At 42.6% G+C, this 15,903-nt stretch carries 15 protein-coding genes and 1 other RNA gene; 11 read left to right on the forward strand and 5 right to left on the reverse strand.

What is annotated here, in order from left to right; translation table 11 throughout:
* The first annotated feature begins 11 nt into the window (after nucleotides 1-11).
* Both EO130_RS01645 and ppk1 read left to right on the forward strand, forming a co-directional pair.
* Nucleotides 12-500: a SixA phosphatase family protein gene (locus EO130_RS01645; protein WP_127139790.1), complete on the forward strand. Its 489-nt coding sequence runs from the start codon at nucleotides 12-14 to the stop codon at nucleotides 498-500.
* Nucleotides 501-2,576, forward strand: coding sequence for a polyphosphate kinase 1 (gene ppk1, locus EO130_RS01650; RefSeq protein WP_127139791.1), 2,076 nt, complete (start codon nucleotides 501-503; stop codon nucleotides 2,574-2,576).
* A gap of 9 nt (nucleotides 2,577-2,585) precedes the next feature.
* On the opposite strand, the gene EO130_RS01655 is transcribed toward ppk1, so the two are convergent.
* Nucleotides 2,586-3,167: a MiaE family protein gene (locus EO130_RS01655; protein ID WP_127140000.1), complete on the reverse strand. Its 582-nt coding sequence runs from the start codon at nucleotides 3,165-3,167 to the stop codon at nucleotides 2,586-2,588.
* A gap of 96 nt (nucleotides 3,168-3,263) precedes the next feature.
* Between EO130_RS01655 and EO130_RS01660 the strand changes: the two genes are divergently transcribed.
* From EO130_RS01660 to EO130_RS01690, 7 genes are read left to right on the forward strand one after another with little or no spacing between them, the layout of a single operon-like run.
* The gene (locus EO130_RS01660) at nucleotides 3,264-4,109 is read left to right on the forward strand and encodes an EboA domain-containing protein (RefSeq protein WP_127139792.1); all 846 of its coding nucleotides are present in this window, start codon (nucleotides 3,264-3,266) and stop codon (nucleotides 4,107-4,109) included.
* A 4-nt stretch (nucleotides 4,110-4,113) separates the two neighbouring features.
* Nucleotides 4,114-5,022, forward strand: a complete 909-nt coding sequence (locus EO130_RS01665) for a TatD family hydrolase (RefSeq protein WP_127139793.1) — start codon at nucleotides 4,114-4,116, stop codon at nucleotides 5,020-5,022.
* The gene (gene eboC / locus EO130_RS01670) at nucleotides 5,022-5,921 is read left to right on the forward strand and encodes a UbiA-like protein EboC (RefSeq protein WP_127139794.1); all 900 of its coding nucleotides are present in this window, start codon (nucleotides 5,022-5,024) and stop codon (nucleotides 5,919-5,921) included. The genes EO130_RS01665 and eboC overlap by 1 nt, the downstream gene beginning before the upstream one ends.
* 3 nt (nucleotides 5,922-5,924) lie before the next feature.
* Nucleotides 5,925-7,091 (forward strand): 3-dehydroquinate synthase, encoded by a 1,167-nt coding sequence (locus EO130_RS01675; RefSeq protein ID WP_127139795.1) that lies wholly within the window; start codon nucleotides 5,925-5,927, stop codon nucleotides 7,089-7,091.
* Nucleotides 7,088-8,278 (forward strand): metabolite traffic protein EboE, encoded by a 1,191-nt coding sequence (gene eboE / locus EO130_RS01680; RefSeq protein WP_127139796.1) that lies wholly within the window; start codon nucleotides 7,088-7,090, stop codon nucleotides 8,276-8,278. Before EO130_RS01675 ends, eboE begins: the two co-directional genes overlap by 4 nt.
* On the forward strand, nucleotides 8,275-9,648 hold the full coding sequence (locus EO130_RS01685; RefSeq protein WP_127139797.1) for an alkaline phosphatase family protein: 1,374 nt from the start codon (nucleotides 8,275-8,277) through the stop codon (nucleotides 9,646-9,648). Before eboE ends, EO130_RS01685 begins: the two co-directional genes overlap by 4 nt.
* Nucleotides 9,649-9,651: 3 nt before the next feature.
* Nucleotides 9,652-10,014: a transmembrane 220 family protein gene (locus EO130_RS01690; RefSeq protein ID WP_127139798.1), complete on the forward strand. Its 363-nt coding sequence runs from the start codon at nucleotides 9,652-9,654 to the stop codon at nucleotides 10,012-10,014.
* Here the strand turns inward: EO130_RS01690 and EO130_RS01695 are convergent.
* Nucleotides 10,003-11,781, reverse strand: coding sequence for a DNA polymerase III subunit gamma/tau (locus EO130_RS01695; protein WP_127139799.1), 1,779 nt, complete (start codon nucleotides 11,779-11,781; stop codon nucleotides 10,003-10,005). The two genes, EO130_RS01690 and EO130_RS01695, sit on opposite strands and share 12 nt — an antisense overlap.
* A 158-nt stretch (nucleotides 11,782-11,939) precedes the next feature.
* On the opposite strand from EO130_RS01695, the gene rnpB reads away from it, so the two are divergent.
* An RNA gene (gene rnpB / locus EO130_RS01700) (RNase P RNA component class A) lies at nucleotides 11,940-12,266 on the forward strand.
* Here the strand turns inward: rnpB and EO130_RS01705 are convergent.
* Genes EO130_RS01705 through EO130_RS01715 form a run of 3 tightly spaced genes read right to left on the reverse strand, consistent with a single transcriptional unit; the run spans nucleotide 12,261 to nucleotide 14,272 of the window.
* Nucleotides 12,261-12,806, reverse strand: coding sequence for an RsmD family RNA methyltransferase (locus EO130_RS01705; RefSeq protein ID WP_127139800.1), 546 nt, complete (start codon nucleotides 12,804-12,806; stop codon nucleotides 12,261-12,263). The genes rnpB and EO130_RS01705 overlap by 6 nt on opposite strands.
* Complete coding sequence (locus tag EO130_RS01710; RefSeq protein WP_241244280.1) at nucleotides 12,807-13,583, reverse strand: DUF3822 family protein; 777 nt, start codon at nucleotides 13,581-13,583, stop codon at nucleotides 12,807-12,809.
* Nucleotides 13,584-13,621: 38 nt separating this feature from the next.
* On the reverse strand, nucleotides 13,622-14,272 hold the full coding sequence (locus tag EO130_RS01715) for a hypothetical protein (RefSeq protein ID WP_164732861.1): 651 nt from the start codon (nucleotides 14,270-14,272) through the stop codon (nucleotides 13,622-13,624).
* A gap of 194 nt (nucleotides 14,273-14,466) precedes the next feature.
* Between EO130_RS01715 and EO130_RS01720 the strand changes: the two genes are divergently transcribed.
* Nucleotides 14,467-15,900, forward strand: a complete 1,434-nt coding sequence (locus EO130_RS01720) for an ATP-dependent DNA helicase (protein WP_127139803.1) — start codon at nucleotides 14,467-14,469, stop codon at nucleotides 15,898-15,900.
* The last annotated feature ends 3 nt before the right edge of the window (nucleotides 15,901-15,903 follow it).

The following is a 15,903-nucleotide window of genomic DNA, read 5'->3' on the forward strand; positions in this document are numbered from 1 at the left end:
AACCTAAGACAATGAAACAATTGATATTGATGCGACATGGAAAATCCTCATGGGATTATGATGTTTCCGATAAAGACCGGCCCTTACAGGAACGTGGCATAAACGATGCCCACAAGGTATCCAAGACGTTTGGATTGCATGCGCCAAAAATTGATTTCATCTTTTCCAGTCCTGCCAACAGGGCCTTGCATACCAGTATGATATTTGTTAGGAATCTGGAATATGACCTATCCAATTTTAGGGTAAATGATATGCTCTACGATTTTTCAGGCAATAGCGTTGAACAATTTGTTCATCAACTGCACAAGGATTGGGATACGGTTGCCCTGTTTGGCCACAATAATGCCTTTACCTCGCTTGCAAATACTTGGGGAGATCAGTATATTGACAACGTTCCCACTGCAGGATTGGTCCATATTACATTTGGTGTGGACGATTGGTCCAAAATAACCAAGGGAACCACAAAACAAATGGTCTTTCCAAAACACTTAAAAAAATAGATGGTAAAAACAACTAACGAATATATCAATAGGGAAATCAGCTGGTTGCAGTTTAATGCAAGAGTATTGCAAGAAGCAAAGGACCACAGGGTCCCCCTGATTGACAGACTACGATTTTTAGGGATTTTCAGTAACAACTTGGACGAGTTTTTCAAGGTGCGTTATGCTACGGTAAAACGTATCGTGGATGCTGGGAAAACCGGAAAAAGTGTATTGGGAGGAGAAAGGGCCAAGGATTTGTTGGAAGAAATCACTAAAATAGTGATTGACCAGCAAGCACGTAGTTTGGACATTTTTAAACAGATCGATAAAGAACTTCGGCAAGAGAACATCTTTATCATCAGGGAAACCGAAGTCAACGAAAGCCAGGCCGAATTTATTCGGGACTACTTCTTTAAAAAAGTCAACCAGGAACTGATGACCATCATCCTGAACGACCTGACCGAATTCCCTTTATTAAAAGATACCGCAGCCTATTTGGCCGTTAAAGTGGTCATGAAAAACGGAACCCCTCGTGGAAAGCACAATCGATATGCACTGATTGAGATTCCCAAAGGAATTGACCGTTTTGTGGTACTGCCCAAGGAAGGGGATAAGGACTATGTCATCATGTTGGATGATTTGATTCGCTACTGTTTGGACAGTGTCTTTACCATGTTCGAATTCGATTCCATTTCGGCGCATATGATCAAAATCACCCGTGATGCCGAACTAGATATTGACAATGATTTGAGCAAGAGCTTTATTGAGAAAATATCTTCGAGTGTGGAGGATAGAAAAATCAGCGACCCCGTGCGTTTTGTCTACGATAAGAGCATTGATAAGGACACCCTTCAATTCCTCAAGGATAAAATGGACATCATGGATACCGATAGCGTCATTCCCGGTGGACGTTACCATAACCGCAGGGACTATATGGGCTTTCCAAGTCTTGGGCGAAATGACCTGATGTACGACAAGATTGAGCCTTTACCCGTGAAGGGACTGAGCATGAAGGGAAGTTTGCTGGATATGATTGCCCATAAGGACTATATGATCTATGCGCCCTATCATACGTTTAGTTATGTGACCAAGTTTCTACGAGAAGCCGCGCTAGATCCGCGAGTGCGATCTATAAAGATTACCATTTATCGTTTGGCCAGTGAAAGTCAAATTGCATCGGCATTGGTCAATGCAGTAAAGAACGGGAAACAGGTCACTGTGCAGATTGAACTGCAAGCGAGGTTTGATGAACAGAACAATATTGAGTATGCCAACTACTTACAGGACGAAGGTGTCAATTTGATTTTTGGTGTACCGGGGCTCAAAGTACACAGCAAAATATGTTTGATAGAACGAGAGGAAGGACATCAGATCAAAAGGTACGGTTTTATCAGTACAGGGAATTTTAACGAATCCACTGCAAAAATCTACACCGACTACACCCTCTTTACTGCCCATCAAGGCATCTTGAAGGATATGAACAAGGTTTTCGGTTTTTTCGAGACCAATTATAAAATCAATAAATACAAGCATCTGATTGTTTCCCCTCACTATACCAAATCGACTTTTATGAAGTTGATCGATAGGGAAATTGCCTTTGCCAAAGCTGGAAAACGGGCATACATCAAAATAAAGATGAACAGTCTCACCTCTTATAAAATGGTGGACAAATTGTATGAAGCCAGTAGGGCTGGGGTAAAGATACAAATGATTGTTCGGGGTATCTGTTGCCTTATTCCAGGGGTCGAAGGCATGAGCGAGAATATAGAGGCCATCAGTGTGGTGGATAAGTTTTTGGAACATCCAAGATTGTTCATTTTTGGAAACGATGGCGACCCAAAAATCTATATTTCCTCAGCGGATTGGATGACCCGGAACCTAGACTTCAGGGTAGAGGTAGGTTGTCCTATTTACGACCCAGACATAAGGCAGGAACTGCTCGATACTTTTGAGATTTCTTGGAAGGACAATTCTAAGGCCCGTGTGTTCTCTGCAGAGCAGGACAACGCCTACAGAAAAAGGAGCAAGGGCCAACCTGAATTTAGGTCACAATTTGAAATGTACGATTATTACAAAAGGAAGTTGGAGGAGTAACCTACGGAGTTATCCGTGCATGGTTTCCTTTTTCCCAAGATTTTTCATGAGTTGGGCCTCGTACTCCAATAGGTCGTTCCACTTTTGGTCCACTTCCTCCTTTTTCCCGTATTTTCGGGCAAATTTGAGGAACATGGTATAGTGATTGGCTTCACTGATCATGAGATTGCGGTAAAACTCCGACAGCTCTTGGTCATCGATTTCTTCGGAAAGTAACCTAAAACGTTCGCAACTGCGGGCTTCGATCAAGGCAGCATATAATAATTTATGCACCAAGTGGGTCTCTCGGCTCCCACCTTTTGGGAAAAATTTCATTAGTTCGATGACGTATTCATCCTTACGTTCGCGACCCAAAACCCATCCACGCTGGATAATTTTGTCGTGAACCATATTGAAGTGTCCCATTTCCTCACGGGCCAAAGCGGTCATTTCTTTCACCAATTCCGATTTTTCCGGAAATCCGATAATCAACGATATGGCAGTACTGGCAGCTTTTTGCTCACAATAAGCGTGATCTGTCAGAATCTCCTCGATGTTCTTCTCAACGATGTTCACCCATCTTGGGTCGGTAGGTAATTTTAAGCCTAACATGGTCATCTAATTTTGGACAAAGATAATCCGATAGGATTAAATAAAATCGGTGAACCCTCGTTATATTTGTAAACCAACGTATTCTAGTCAGAATTTATGGCCAAAACCTCAAAAGAATATCTCTCCGATATCCTGAAACTAAACTTAGAAAAAACTGAATTTGAATGGTTGATGGATGCCATAACAAGGGTCGCCAATGCTAAAAGCAAGAAAGACCTGTACATCAGCTATAGCTTATGCACTTCAAAAATAAAGGATAGGCCTATCAGTGATTTTGGAGATGAGAATTTCCAATGGGAAAGTTACCTCAAGCAGCAAAAAGCCTCTACCTTGGAAATGTCACGGATTTTTATGCTTTTGTCGGTTTTGGAGTTGGAGGAGGTGTTTTTAAAACCTGTTCAACAATTGATACAAATATCGGATAAAACCGAGTTGGAAACTTTTTTGAAATATTTGGTTCTTTTACCGAAACCGGAACATTTTAAGTTCGCTGCAGTAGAAGCGCTACGGACCAATATTGCAACGGTGTTCAATGCCATTTCCCAAATGAATCCTTATCCTTCAAGGTACTTCACCACAGCGGAATGGAACCAAATGTACCTGAAGTCTGCTTTTATGCAGCAGGATTTAAAGAGGATACCAGAGGTAGAAAAAATGGCCAATAAGGATTTGACAAGAATCATCTCGGACTACGCTCACGAAAGATGGGCTGCTTCACGGGATATTGACCCGATGTTCTGGCGACCTGTGTCACCCTTTTTGGAAGGAGCTTTGGTCAATGATATTGAACGCTTGTTCCAAAGCGAAAACCAACGCGAACAAAAAGCGGCTACCTTGGTGTGCTTTCATTCGGATACCCAACCGGCAAAAAAATTATTGGATACATATAACACCTATCTACAACAGGTAGAAAAGGGTGAATTAACTTGGAAAAACGTATAACAGCATGGATGATAAATTAATGGTCATAGACCCACACGTTCACATGACCTCAAGAACTACCGATGACTATGAGGCCATGGCAGCAGCTGGGGTGGTGGCGGTAATAGAACCTTCCTTTTGGTTGGGGCAGCCCAGAACGCAGGTTGGTTCCTTTCAGGACTATTTCAGCAGTTTGGTGGGATGGGAGCCCTTTAGGGCCTCACAATTTGGAATCAAACATTATTGTACCATCGGTCTTAACTCCAAAGAAGCCAACAATGTGCCCTTGGCCGAAGAAGTTATGGAGCTTTTGCCGTTGTATCTACACAAGGAAAATGTGGTGGCCATTGGCGAAATCGGTTATGACGACCAAACCGAGGCAGAAGACCGGTTCTTCCGGGAGCAGTTGGAGCTAGCCAAAGAGTTTAACATGATGGTCCAAGTGCATACGCCCCACAGGGACAAAAAAGCAGGGACCATTAAAAGTATGGAGGTGTGCGTAGAACACGGAATTGACCCTGGAATGGTGGTCATCGACCATAATAATGAAGAAACGGTTAGAGAAGTTTTGGACCGTGGATTTATTGCAGCCTTTACCATATATCCAAAAACCAAGATGGGCAATCAACGTATGGTGGAGGTAGTCAAAAAATTCGGTAGCACCAATATTATTGTCGATAGTTCCGCGGATTGGGGTGTTTCCGACCCATTGGCGGTTCCAAAAACGGCCAACTTAATGCTGCAAAATGGAGTTGCCCGTGAGGATGTGGTAAAAACCTGTTACCAGAATGCACTGGACTTTTTTGGCAGGTCGGGAAAAATGAAAGCTGAACATTGGCTAAATCCCGAATCCATCGACCAACGAAAACTATTTAATGATAACAGTGTCTTAAGAGGACAAGAGCCAAAGGTAGAGGACAACAAAATCGTTTAATGAACCCACGCTTAAAGGCATATCTCCAATTGTGTAGGCCTGCGAATTTGCCTACCGCTGCAGCCGATATCTTGGCAGGGATGGCCATTTCCGGTTTGTTTGCCATAGATGGAGTCTTTCAGTTGCCTCAAGTAGCTGTTTTACCTTTTATCCTATTGGTTGTAGGATCTGTCTTCCTGTACGCAGGTGGGGTTGTGCTCAACGATGTTTTTGACATAGAAATAGATCGGGTGGAGCGACCGGAACGTCCTATTCCCAGTGGAGTGGTGCCTTTGGGAAAGGCAAGGTCCCTTGGTTTTGTCTTGCTCGCGGTAGGAATCGGCCTGGCTTTTTTAGTGAAAATAACCAGTGGGACAATTGCTATTTTTTTGGCTCTGGCCATCTTGTCCTATGATAAGTTTGCGAAGCACCACCCAATAATGGGTCCCTTAAATATGGGCATTTGTAGGGGGCTCAACCTTTTGATGGGGATTTCAATATTAGGTGCTTTTCACTATTGGCCCTATGTGTTGCTTCCCATTGTATTCATATTTGCAGTGACCATGATCAGTAGGGGTGAAGTACATGGCAAGAACAAAGGAAATATCCTATTGGCAGGATTGCTATATGGAATGGTTATCGCAGGAGTGGTTTTCTTACATATGTTTTATGCAGAAGGTGATTTATGGTATCTATTGTTTTTGTTGACGTTTGCCTTAATGGTATTTCGGCCTTTGGTGCGTGCTTACAGGGACAATACCCCGGCCCACATCAAAAATGCCGTAAAATCTGGAGTGCTGTCCATTGTTTTATTGGACGCTTCATTAGCCGTAGCGCACGCTAATCTTTTGATAGGATTATTAATCCTACTATTATTGCCGTTATCCATTTTTTTGGCCAAACAATTTGCAGTAACCTGATTTATGAATACGAATTTACCTCCCATTCGCCAAGCGTTTCAAGTAAGGTACAGCTATCAGCTGCTTTTTACGCAACATGTATTTGCCGTGGAGAATCCTTTGTTCAAAAACTTGCTGGCGGAATATAGGCCCAACGAGGCCATCAAATGTCTTTTCGTGGTCGATAAGGGTGTTATGGATCACCATGCCCAATTGGAAAGCTCCATAAAACAATACTGCAATCAATACCCATCACAGATCCAATTTACAGAATTGGTCGTGGTTCCGGGCGGGGAGCAGAGCAAACAAGACCAGTCAAGTGTTGATAAGTGCCTAAAGGCGATCAATGAAAATGCCATTTGTAGGCATTCCTTCGTTCTAGCCATTGGGGGTGGAGCCGTGGTGGACATGGTTGGTTATGCAGCTACCATTGCTCACCGTGGAGTTCAACTTATCCGCATACCTACAACGGTACTAGCACAAAACGATGCCGCAGTGGGGGTCAAGAATAGCGTCAATGCCTTTGAAAAAAAGAACTTTTTGGGAACATTTTCTGTTCCCCACGCCATCATCAATGACCTGGAATTTCTGAAGACCCTGGAACAAAGGGATTGGGTGGCCGGAATTGCCGAAGCAATTAAAGTCGCCTTGATCAAGGATAAGGCCTTTTTTGAATACATTGAAGAAAATACTGAAGCTTTAGCCAATAGGGAAATGGAGGTCATGGCCTATCTCATCCATCGCTGTGCAGAGCTGCACATGGAGCACATCTCCAAAGGAGGTGATCCCTTTGAAAGCGGTTCGTCCAGGCCTTTGGACTTTGGTCATTGGTCCGCCCATAAAATGGAGTACATGACCAATTATCAATTACGACATGGTGAGGCTGTTGCCTTGGGTATGGCCATAGATATGGTTTATGCCGATTTGATGGGAGTTCTGCAGGATGATTTAAACAGGGTGCTGGACGTGATCAAAAAGGTAGGGTTCCAGTTGGAAATTCCTTTCGAAAGCGACAAAGAAATCAAGGAACTACTTAAGGGTATCGAAGAATTTCGAGAACATTTAGGTGGGGAACTCACCATCCCGTTGATTCCCAAAATTGGTACAAAAATGGATGTGCACCATATCGATTATGAACTAATGGATCAAGCTATACGAAGCTTTGTTTGCAAACCGCAAAACTCATTATGAGGTTCAACGAAAAATACCATCTGACCTATTGTACCAATATCCATGCAGGTGGCAACTGGGAAGAAACATTTGATAGCCTAAAACAGCATTTACCCCAAATCAAAAAGGCTGTTTGTCCCGATCAACCTTTTGGTTTGGGTCTACGGCTGGGAAATAGGGCCAGTTTGGAACTGGGTCAGGGTCATCTTCAAGATTTTAAGGAATGGCTGAACAATGAAGATTGTTACATATTTACCATGAACGGGTTTCCCTATGGGAATTTTCATGGCGAACCGGTCAAGGATAAAGTGCATGTTCCGGATTGGACCACACAAGAACGTTTGGATTATACCCTTAGGTTGTTCAAACAATTGGATGTTTTGGCGCCCGAAGGTATGGAATGTGGTATTTCCACTTCCCCGGTTTCCTACAAAAATTGGTTCGATTCTGAAGAAGATAAGCGAAAAGCATTGACCAGTGGGGCCAAAAATATGGTTCGCATAGCTGTTGAGCTGTATCAAAAGGAGAAAGCTTCGGGCAGGTATATGCATTTGGATGTGGAGCCCGAACCCGATGGTTTTTTGGAAAATACGCCAGAGGTACTGGACTTTTATTCGAAATACTTGGTTCCCGAAGCTATTGAAGCTTTCACGGAGTTTCAAATGACTAAGGAGCAGGCATCGGAATTGCTGAAGCGCTACATTACGGTTTGCTATGACGTATGTCATTTCGCACTGGCCTATGAAGCTCCAAATTTGACCTTTGAAAAGCTTAAGGAAGCGAAAATAAAGATAGGTAAGATTCAAGTGAGTGCCGCACTGAAAATCATGTATGACCATGAAAAGGCAGATGAAATCTGGAACACCTTGGCACAGTTTAATGAACCCGTTTATCTCCATCAGGTTACGGAACTGGTAAACGGCAAAGTGAAGACCTATAATGATTTACCTATGATCTTGGAAAGGAAAGCCCCTTTTACAGAGTTGCGCTCCCATTTTCATGTGCCCATCTTCCTGAAAGATTATGGCTTGTTGCACTCAACTCAAGATCAGATTGAAGGTGTTTTGGCCTATTTGGAAAATCATTTGGTGAGTCATCATATAGAGGTAGAAACCTATACATGGGATGTTTTGCCCAATGACCTAAAATTGCCCATTACGGAATCCATAGCGCGGGAGTTGAACTGGATGAAATCAAGATTGAGATGAAAAAAACGGTAGTGATCAATATCGTAGGATTGACCCATAGATTGATAGGGGAGCATACCCCTTTCATCCAATCGTTCTTTGAAAAAGGCAAAAGCAGTGTGGTACAGCCCGTATTGCCTGCCGTTACCTGCTCTGCCCAAAGTACATATCTCACCGGAAAATGGCCCTCGGAACATGGCATTGTTGGGAATGGATGGTTTTTTAAGGACGAGTTGGAAGTAAAGTTTTGGAGGCAGGGAAATCCTTTGGTGCAATCCACTAAAATTTGGGACGAACTCAAGACATTGGATTCCAATTTTACCTGTGCCAATATGTTTTGGTGGTACAATATGTACAGTACGGTGGATTTTAGTGCCACCCCACGCCCCAATTACTTGGCGGATGGCAGAAAGATTCCGGATATTTATACCTATCCGGCCGAACTGAGAGACAAGCTTCAAGCCAAATTGGGTACGTTCCCATTGTTCAAGTTTTGGGGACCCAAAACATCCATTGCGTCCAGTAGATGGATTGCCGATGCGACGATGGAAATGGACCGTGAGCATGACCCCACACTTACCTTGGTGTATCTTCCACATTTGGATTACAATACACAACGCCATGGGCTCAACTTTGATATCCTCCAAAAGGATTTAAGGGAAATAGACGAAGTGGTCAAGGATTTGGTGCAGTATTACGAAGGCAAATTGGCCCATGTAGTGCTGTTGTCCGAGTATGGCATCACCAATGTATCAAATCCCATCCACATTAACCGATATCTCAGGAAAAAGGGATATTTGGGTATTCGTGTGGAAAGGGGATTGGAACTCTTGGATGCAGGTGCGAGCAAGGCCTTTGCGGTTGCAGATCATCAAGTAGCGCATGTGTATGCCAAGGAATCTACGGATTATGAGGGGTTGCACACGTATTTGAAGACCATACCTGGTGTGGAAAAAGTCATTCCAAAGCGTGAATTGGAGTCGCATCATTTAAACCATGATCGGGCAGGGGATTTCGTGCTAGTAGCAGATAAGGATAGTTGGTTTACCTATTATTTCTGGGAAGATGATGCTGTGGCACCCGATTATGCCCGAATGGTGGACATTCATAAAAAGCCGGGGTATGACCCCGTTGAAATGTTTACGGACCCTTCAGATCCGTTTGTAATGCCCAAAGTGATTTGGAAACTTCTTAAAAAGAAATTGGGCTTTAGGACGGTAATGGATGTCATTCCCTTAAAGGCCGAATTGGTCAAAGGTTCCCATGGCAGAATACCGGAGTATAAGGAAGACTGGCCCATATTCGCCACCAACGCTCAAGATTATTTGCCAAACGAGGAATTATTGGCGACCGATGTTTATGAAGTACTTAAAAACCATATAATCCAATAAATCATGGAAACCTTTTTTAAAATTTTTGCCCTTGTATTCACGCTATTGTTCGGCTACGCCATGGTTGTTCAGTTCAATGACCCCGATGCCTTAAAATGGATTTTGATTTATTTGGCCGCCGCAGTGGCATCGGTGCTTTTCTTGTTGAAAAAAATGAAATCAGGTATCTTCTTTTTCCTTTCAGGCTTCTTTATCATGCTTTTCATTCTCTATTGGCCGGAAACCTGGGAAGGGGTTCAGTTGGACAATGGGATGAAAACCGTAAATATAGAGGAAGGTCGAGAGTCTTTAGGTTCTTTGATTGCGGGAATTGTGATGTTGGTGTATGGTTTTAGGATCCGTTTTAGCAACCGATCAAAAATCTAGGTCAAACTCTTTTCTAAGCAGGTCCAAGTTTGGGTTTTTCTCCCGTAGCTTTTCATATTTTTCTTGAGGGGTAAAGGCAAACTTTTTGGCTACTTCTTCGTTTACCGTAATATGTAGCGAGATGGAGTAGTTGTTCAACTTCTGTTTGAGGTAATCCAGCATCAAACTTTGTTCACGTTCTATTTCCTTTTTCATGGTACCATTGGGAAGCTCTATCCAAATAGTGTTTTCGTTCTTGAGCTTGGGTATATCGGTCTGTAGATTGCTTGCCAATATTTTTCTTCCCTGCTGCTCCAATTGGTGTACAAAATCATCCCAATGCTGTTGCATTTCCTTTTCTTCAAAGGCATCTTTGGGAAGGTCTTTCTCGTCAACACCAGGCGCTTTGGTGTTTTGATGCTGCTTTTTGACCTTGATACTGGACAGCGAAAGGCCAGACACCCGTTTTTCAGAACCTTTTATATTGATTTTTTTGGGTTGGTAAGCTTCTTCCGGCTCTTTTACCTTTTCTTTTTCTGGTTGCTTTTCAACCGCTATCTCTGTCTGATGCTCCATTTCTTGGACCGATGCCATCGTTTTTTGCTCTGGTCGTTTTACTTCTGAAGGAGTTTCGGAAGTATGGGTTTCAGCAGTTTCGATACCGTTTGTGGTAACTTTTTTCTCCTGAAAGCGTGAAGCCGGTATTATGAAATTAGAGTTTTTTTTTTCTCCATCGAAAGTGATGGACGCTAGCTTCATAAGAGTAAGTTCTACCAGTAGTCGCTGGTTTTTACTGGTCTTGTATTGTAAATCGCAATCGTTGGCCATGTCGAGTGCTTTCAATAAAAAAGCTTTGGATGCCTTTTTGGATTGCTCTTGATAATGTTTCACTACATCTTCGCCCACCTCCAATAAGCTGAGGGTATCTTTGTGTTGGCAAACCATTAAATCCCTGAAATGGGAAGCAAGTCCGGTTACAAAGTGATGTCCGTCAAAACCTAATGACAAGGTTTTGTTGAACAAGACCAATAGTTCGGGAATGTTGTTGTCCAGAATCAAATCGGTGGCGGAAAAATAAATGTCGTAGTCCAGTACGTTGAGGTTTTCCGTAACGGCCTTTCTGGTAAGCTCTTTTCCCGAAAAGCTGACTACCCTGTCAAAAATGGATAACGCATCCCGCATGGCGCCGTCCGCTTTTTGGGCAATGATGTGCAAAGCGCTTTCCTCCGCTTGAATACCTTGTTGCTCTGCAATATATTTTAAATATTCCGTAGCATCCTTTACAGTAATACGCTTAAAGTCAAAAATTTGACAACGTGAGAGGATGGTAGGGATGATTTTGTGTTTTTCCGTGGTCGCCAAAATGAATATGGCGTGCTTTGGTGGTTCCTCCAAGGTCTTCAAAAAAGCGTTGAAGGCCGATTGGGAAAGCATGTGTACCTCGTCGATGATGTATACTTTGTACTTTCCTGTCTGCGGAGGAATACGCACTTGGTCGATCAAGCTACGGATATCATCCACGGAATTGTTGGAAGCAGCATCGAGCTCAAAAATATTGAAGGCAAAATCCTCATCTTCCCGTTCGGTACCATCTTGGTTTATTTTTTTGGCCAAAATCCGCGCACAGGTTGTTTTGCCGACACCCCTAGGGCCACAGAACAAAAGGGCCTGCGCCAAATGGTTGTTCTCAATGGCATTAAGCAGGGTATTGGTAATGGACGATTGGCCCACGACATCCTTGAACGTCTGGGGTCTATATTTTCTAGCCGATACGATAAATGGTTCCAATGCTGGGAAAAATAGATTTCATACAAATATAAAAATAGCAGCGGCGAAAGTTATCCGTAAGTGAAGAGTTACCCCTTTTTTTATTAACAATTGGATTACCTTTGCAGTAAGCAGGCCACCTTATCGCCGTGTACTGAACGTGTTTCAGTGCCTTCATGGGAATCACACCGATTCCCTTGGAGGTCCCAGATCAAGTCTGGAACAAGGAGGAAAGTCCGGACACCATAGTGCGGCATAGCGGGTAACGCCCGTCCGCCGAAAGGCGAGGACCAGTGCAACAGAAAGCAAGTACAGTTCGGCTGTAGTGAAATCAGGTAAACTCTATGCGGTGAAACGTCATGTAAACCAATGTTTGAGGGCTGCACGCCCGAGTTGGAGGGTAGGCGGTTGGAACACTTGGGCAACCATTTGTCTAGATAAATGATAAGGAATTCCCGAAGTTGATTCGGGATTCACAGAATCCGGCTTATGGCCTGCTTTTATTCTTCTTTTTCTTCAAAAAAACTGAAAATGCTTCCCCCATATTTTCTTTGTTCTGAAAATTTTGGATGTTCGGAAAGATTGGTTTGCTCAGAATGTTCGATGATCAAAACCCCATCGGGGAGCAAAAGATTTTTTGCAAAGACCAAATCTGCAATTTTCAAAAATTGTATGGTATCAAAATCATAAGGTGGGTCGGCAAAAATGAGGTCGAATTGTTCCGATGCACCTTCCAAAAATTTATAAACGTCCGATTTGATGGTATTAATGGAAAAATCGAGTTCACTTGAAGTTTTGGAGATGTACCTTACGCATCCCGGGAAGCTGTCCACGGCCGTAATCTTTTCTGTGCCTCGTGAAGCAAGTTCAAAACTTATGTTTCCTGTACCTGAAAATAGATCGAGTACTTTAAGTTCATCAAAATAAAAGCGGTTGTTCAAAATATTGAACAATGCTTCCTTGGCCATGTCGGTTGTGGGCCGGACAGGCAGTTTCTTTGGTGCTGTCAATCGCTTTCCTTTATATTTCCCAGAAATAATGCGCATTTAAAGCGAGCTTAAAATGGAAAAGTCAATGCTTTCGTTTTCCAATTGTTCTAAAGGAAAGGAAGGATTGCTCGGTACAAACACGGAGACGTTTTTGATGTATTGGTAGCAGAGGTCGTAAATGGGGTCACCTACTTCAATGGCACCGAAGAGTTTCAGCTGTGCACTTTCGAGGTCTATTTGCAATTGTTCCAAACTGAACAACACATAGTATAGAAAATCTTCTTTGGTCTTGTATTCGAATTGGTTGTAGAACAGCAGCTTTTTATCTGATATCACCATCATTTCCATCTCCCCCGTTGAGACTTGTATATAACAAATGGGTTCGGTTCCGGTCCTGTTTTGGTTCAAAAGCGTGTTGATAAGGACTGTACCGCTATGCTTGAACTCAAATTCGCCAAAAAGTTCAAAAATATAGTTGTTGACATTGGTGTAGGGGACATACACATTGATGATTTCCTGGTTCGGTATCTCATCATAGGCAATCAAATCGTTCGCCATGATTTTGGTGTTGAACTTCAAGTAGTTCGGCAGCTCTTCTTTGTTAAAAAGTGGTTTGGGGACCAGTCCAAACAAGTTGTTTTTATGAATGACCATAACTTCTGAAAAGTTTTGCCCCACATTACCTTGTTTCCCCAACTTTTCCTTCAGTTCCTTGAGCATCAGATAGGGGGTAAGTTGTGATTTGAAGTTTACCCTTTCAAAAGCAAGGATTTTCTGGGTGATGGTATCCAGTACACAAAAAGAAAGTCCATTCAAGCCAGCTTGAATGGACAATTTTCTATGGGTGCTATTTGTGTTGTCCTGTACTATAGCTAGTTGTTCTTTTTCCTGTCGTAAACAGGTGGCCAGTTACCGTTGGTACTAACATCGGTCAATGAGCCTACTTTTATTTCTGTGCCGTTTACCTCTTCCACACTTTGGTAAGAGTTTTCTTTTTCAACCAAATCTTGTGGCTGGTCATAAAGCACTACGTTCTTTTTTACTTTGGCTTCGAAAACAGGGGCTTTGTAGCCACTCTTATCAATGATGTCCGCCTTCATCTCAAACTTCTCATCGTTCTGCGCATAAGGTACATTCATCATGGTTTTGTAACGGTCGTCCGCTCCAAAAAGGGAATCCTTAACCTTTACGGTACCCAAGGTGTCTATGATAACCGTATCTTGTTGCATCTCAATTTGATATACTCGATCGTATCTCATAAAAGAGGAATCACGCTGGGTGGTGATGGTGTAATTACCGGTATCGATGAACTTGATCAAGCTTTCAAAATTATTTGCGTATTTTCCGTTCACCGTTTTGTAGGCTTCCTGAGAATCCCTGATGTCTTTTAGTTTGTTGATTACCTTGGCAAATCTTTCGTTCCTTACCTTGTTGAATTCAATTGGGGCGTTGATGGAATCGTATATTTTGAATCCTAGGAAAATGCTCAAAATTCCAAAGAGAATCACCAATATCGGCTTCACTTTTTGAGGTAAAAATCTATCGATCAAGAAAACAAGCCCTACGGTCACAAGGCATATTAAAACAACAATAAGAATTAAGTTTAACATATCTGATACTGTCTTTCAAAGTTAATTTAGTGGTTACAGACAAATCTACAATATTTTTTTTATTGGGAAACTTTTTGCTTTAAAAAAGACCACTATATTTAGGCTCCATGAATGATGCTACCGTACCTACATTTTTAAAAATATTAACCGATAAATTCCCCCATGCGCCTACCTTAAAACAGGATGTTGCACTTAATAAGCTGGCTAACTTTGTATTAGGAAAACAAAAGGACAATGTATTTCTTTTAAAGGGATTTGCGGGCACAGGAAAAACGACCTTGGTAGCCACTTTGGTGAGTAGTTTATGGAAGGTAAAAATGAGTGCGGTATTAATGGCCCCTACAGGTAGAGCCGCCAAAGTCATGTCGGTTTATTCAGGTAACAAGGCGTACACCATTCATAAAAAGATATATTTTCCCAAAAAGCAGTCGGGCGGGGGCATTCAATTTGTTTTGGCTCCGAACAAGCACCGCAACACCATTTTTATTGTGGACGAAGCCTCGATGATACCCGATACCCCAGCAGACTCCAAGCTGTTCGACAACGGTTCCCTTTTAGATGACCTGATGCAATACGTGCATTCGGGCCATAATTGTAAATTGATATTGATAGGGGATACTGCTCAGCTACCTCCCGTAAAATTGGAACTTAGCCCAGCATTGGATGAGGACCGTTTATCCTTGAACTATAATAAGGATGTCGAATGTTTGGAACTTGACGAGGTGATGCGTCAAGCGGGGGATTCCGGTATTCTTTATAATGCCACCAACCTTCGTGAGCAATTGCAATCTGAGTTTTTTGAGGATTTCAAGTTCGAGCTCAACCCATATACCGATATCGTTAGGTTGATTGATGGCAACGAAATCCAAGAGGCTATTGACTCGTCCTATAGTGAAAACGGGAAGGAGCAAACGGCCATTATCGTGCGTTCCAACAAAAGGGCCAATTTGTACAATCAAAATATTCGGGAACGTATCCTTTTTTTGGACAATGAGATTGCCGTTGGTGATTATATGATGGTGGTCAAGAACAATTACTTTTGGTTAAAACCCAATTCCGAGGCAGGGTTTATTGCCAATGGTGATATTATCGAAGTGCTAGAGCTGTTTGCGATTAAGGAACTCTACGGATTCAAGTTCGCCGAGGTAAAGGTAAAGATGGTAGATTATCCCAATCAAAGACCTTTTGAGACGGTTTTGCTATTGGATACCATAACCGCCGAAACACCATCGCTTTCTTATGAGGATGGAAACAAGCTCTATCAGGAGGTGATGAAGGACTATGCCCATGAAAAAACCAAATACCGTAAGTTTTTGGGTGTCAAAAACAACAAGTTTTTCAACGCCCTGCAAGTGAAGTTCTCTTATGCAATCACCTGCCATAAATCCCAAGGAGGCCAGTGGGATACGGTGTTCGTGGAGCAGCCCTACCTGCCCAACGGCGTGGACAAGGATTACCTACGGTGGTTATACACAGCCGTAACGCGCGCTGAGCGTCAACTCTATTTAATAGGATTCAAGGATGATTTTTTTCTTGGCTAGGAA

This window comes from Flagellimonas marinaquae (genome assembly GCF_003992675.1).
In the GTDB taxonomy this organism is placed as follows: domain Bacteria; phylum Bacteroidota; class Bacteroidia; order Flavobacteriales; family Flavobacteriaceae; genus Flagellimonas; species Flagellimonas marinaquae.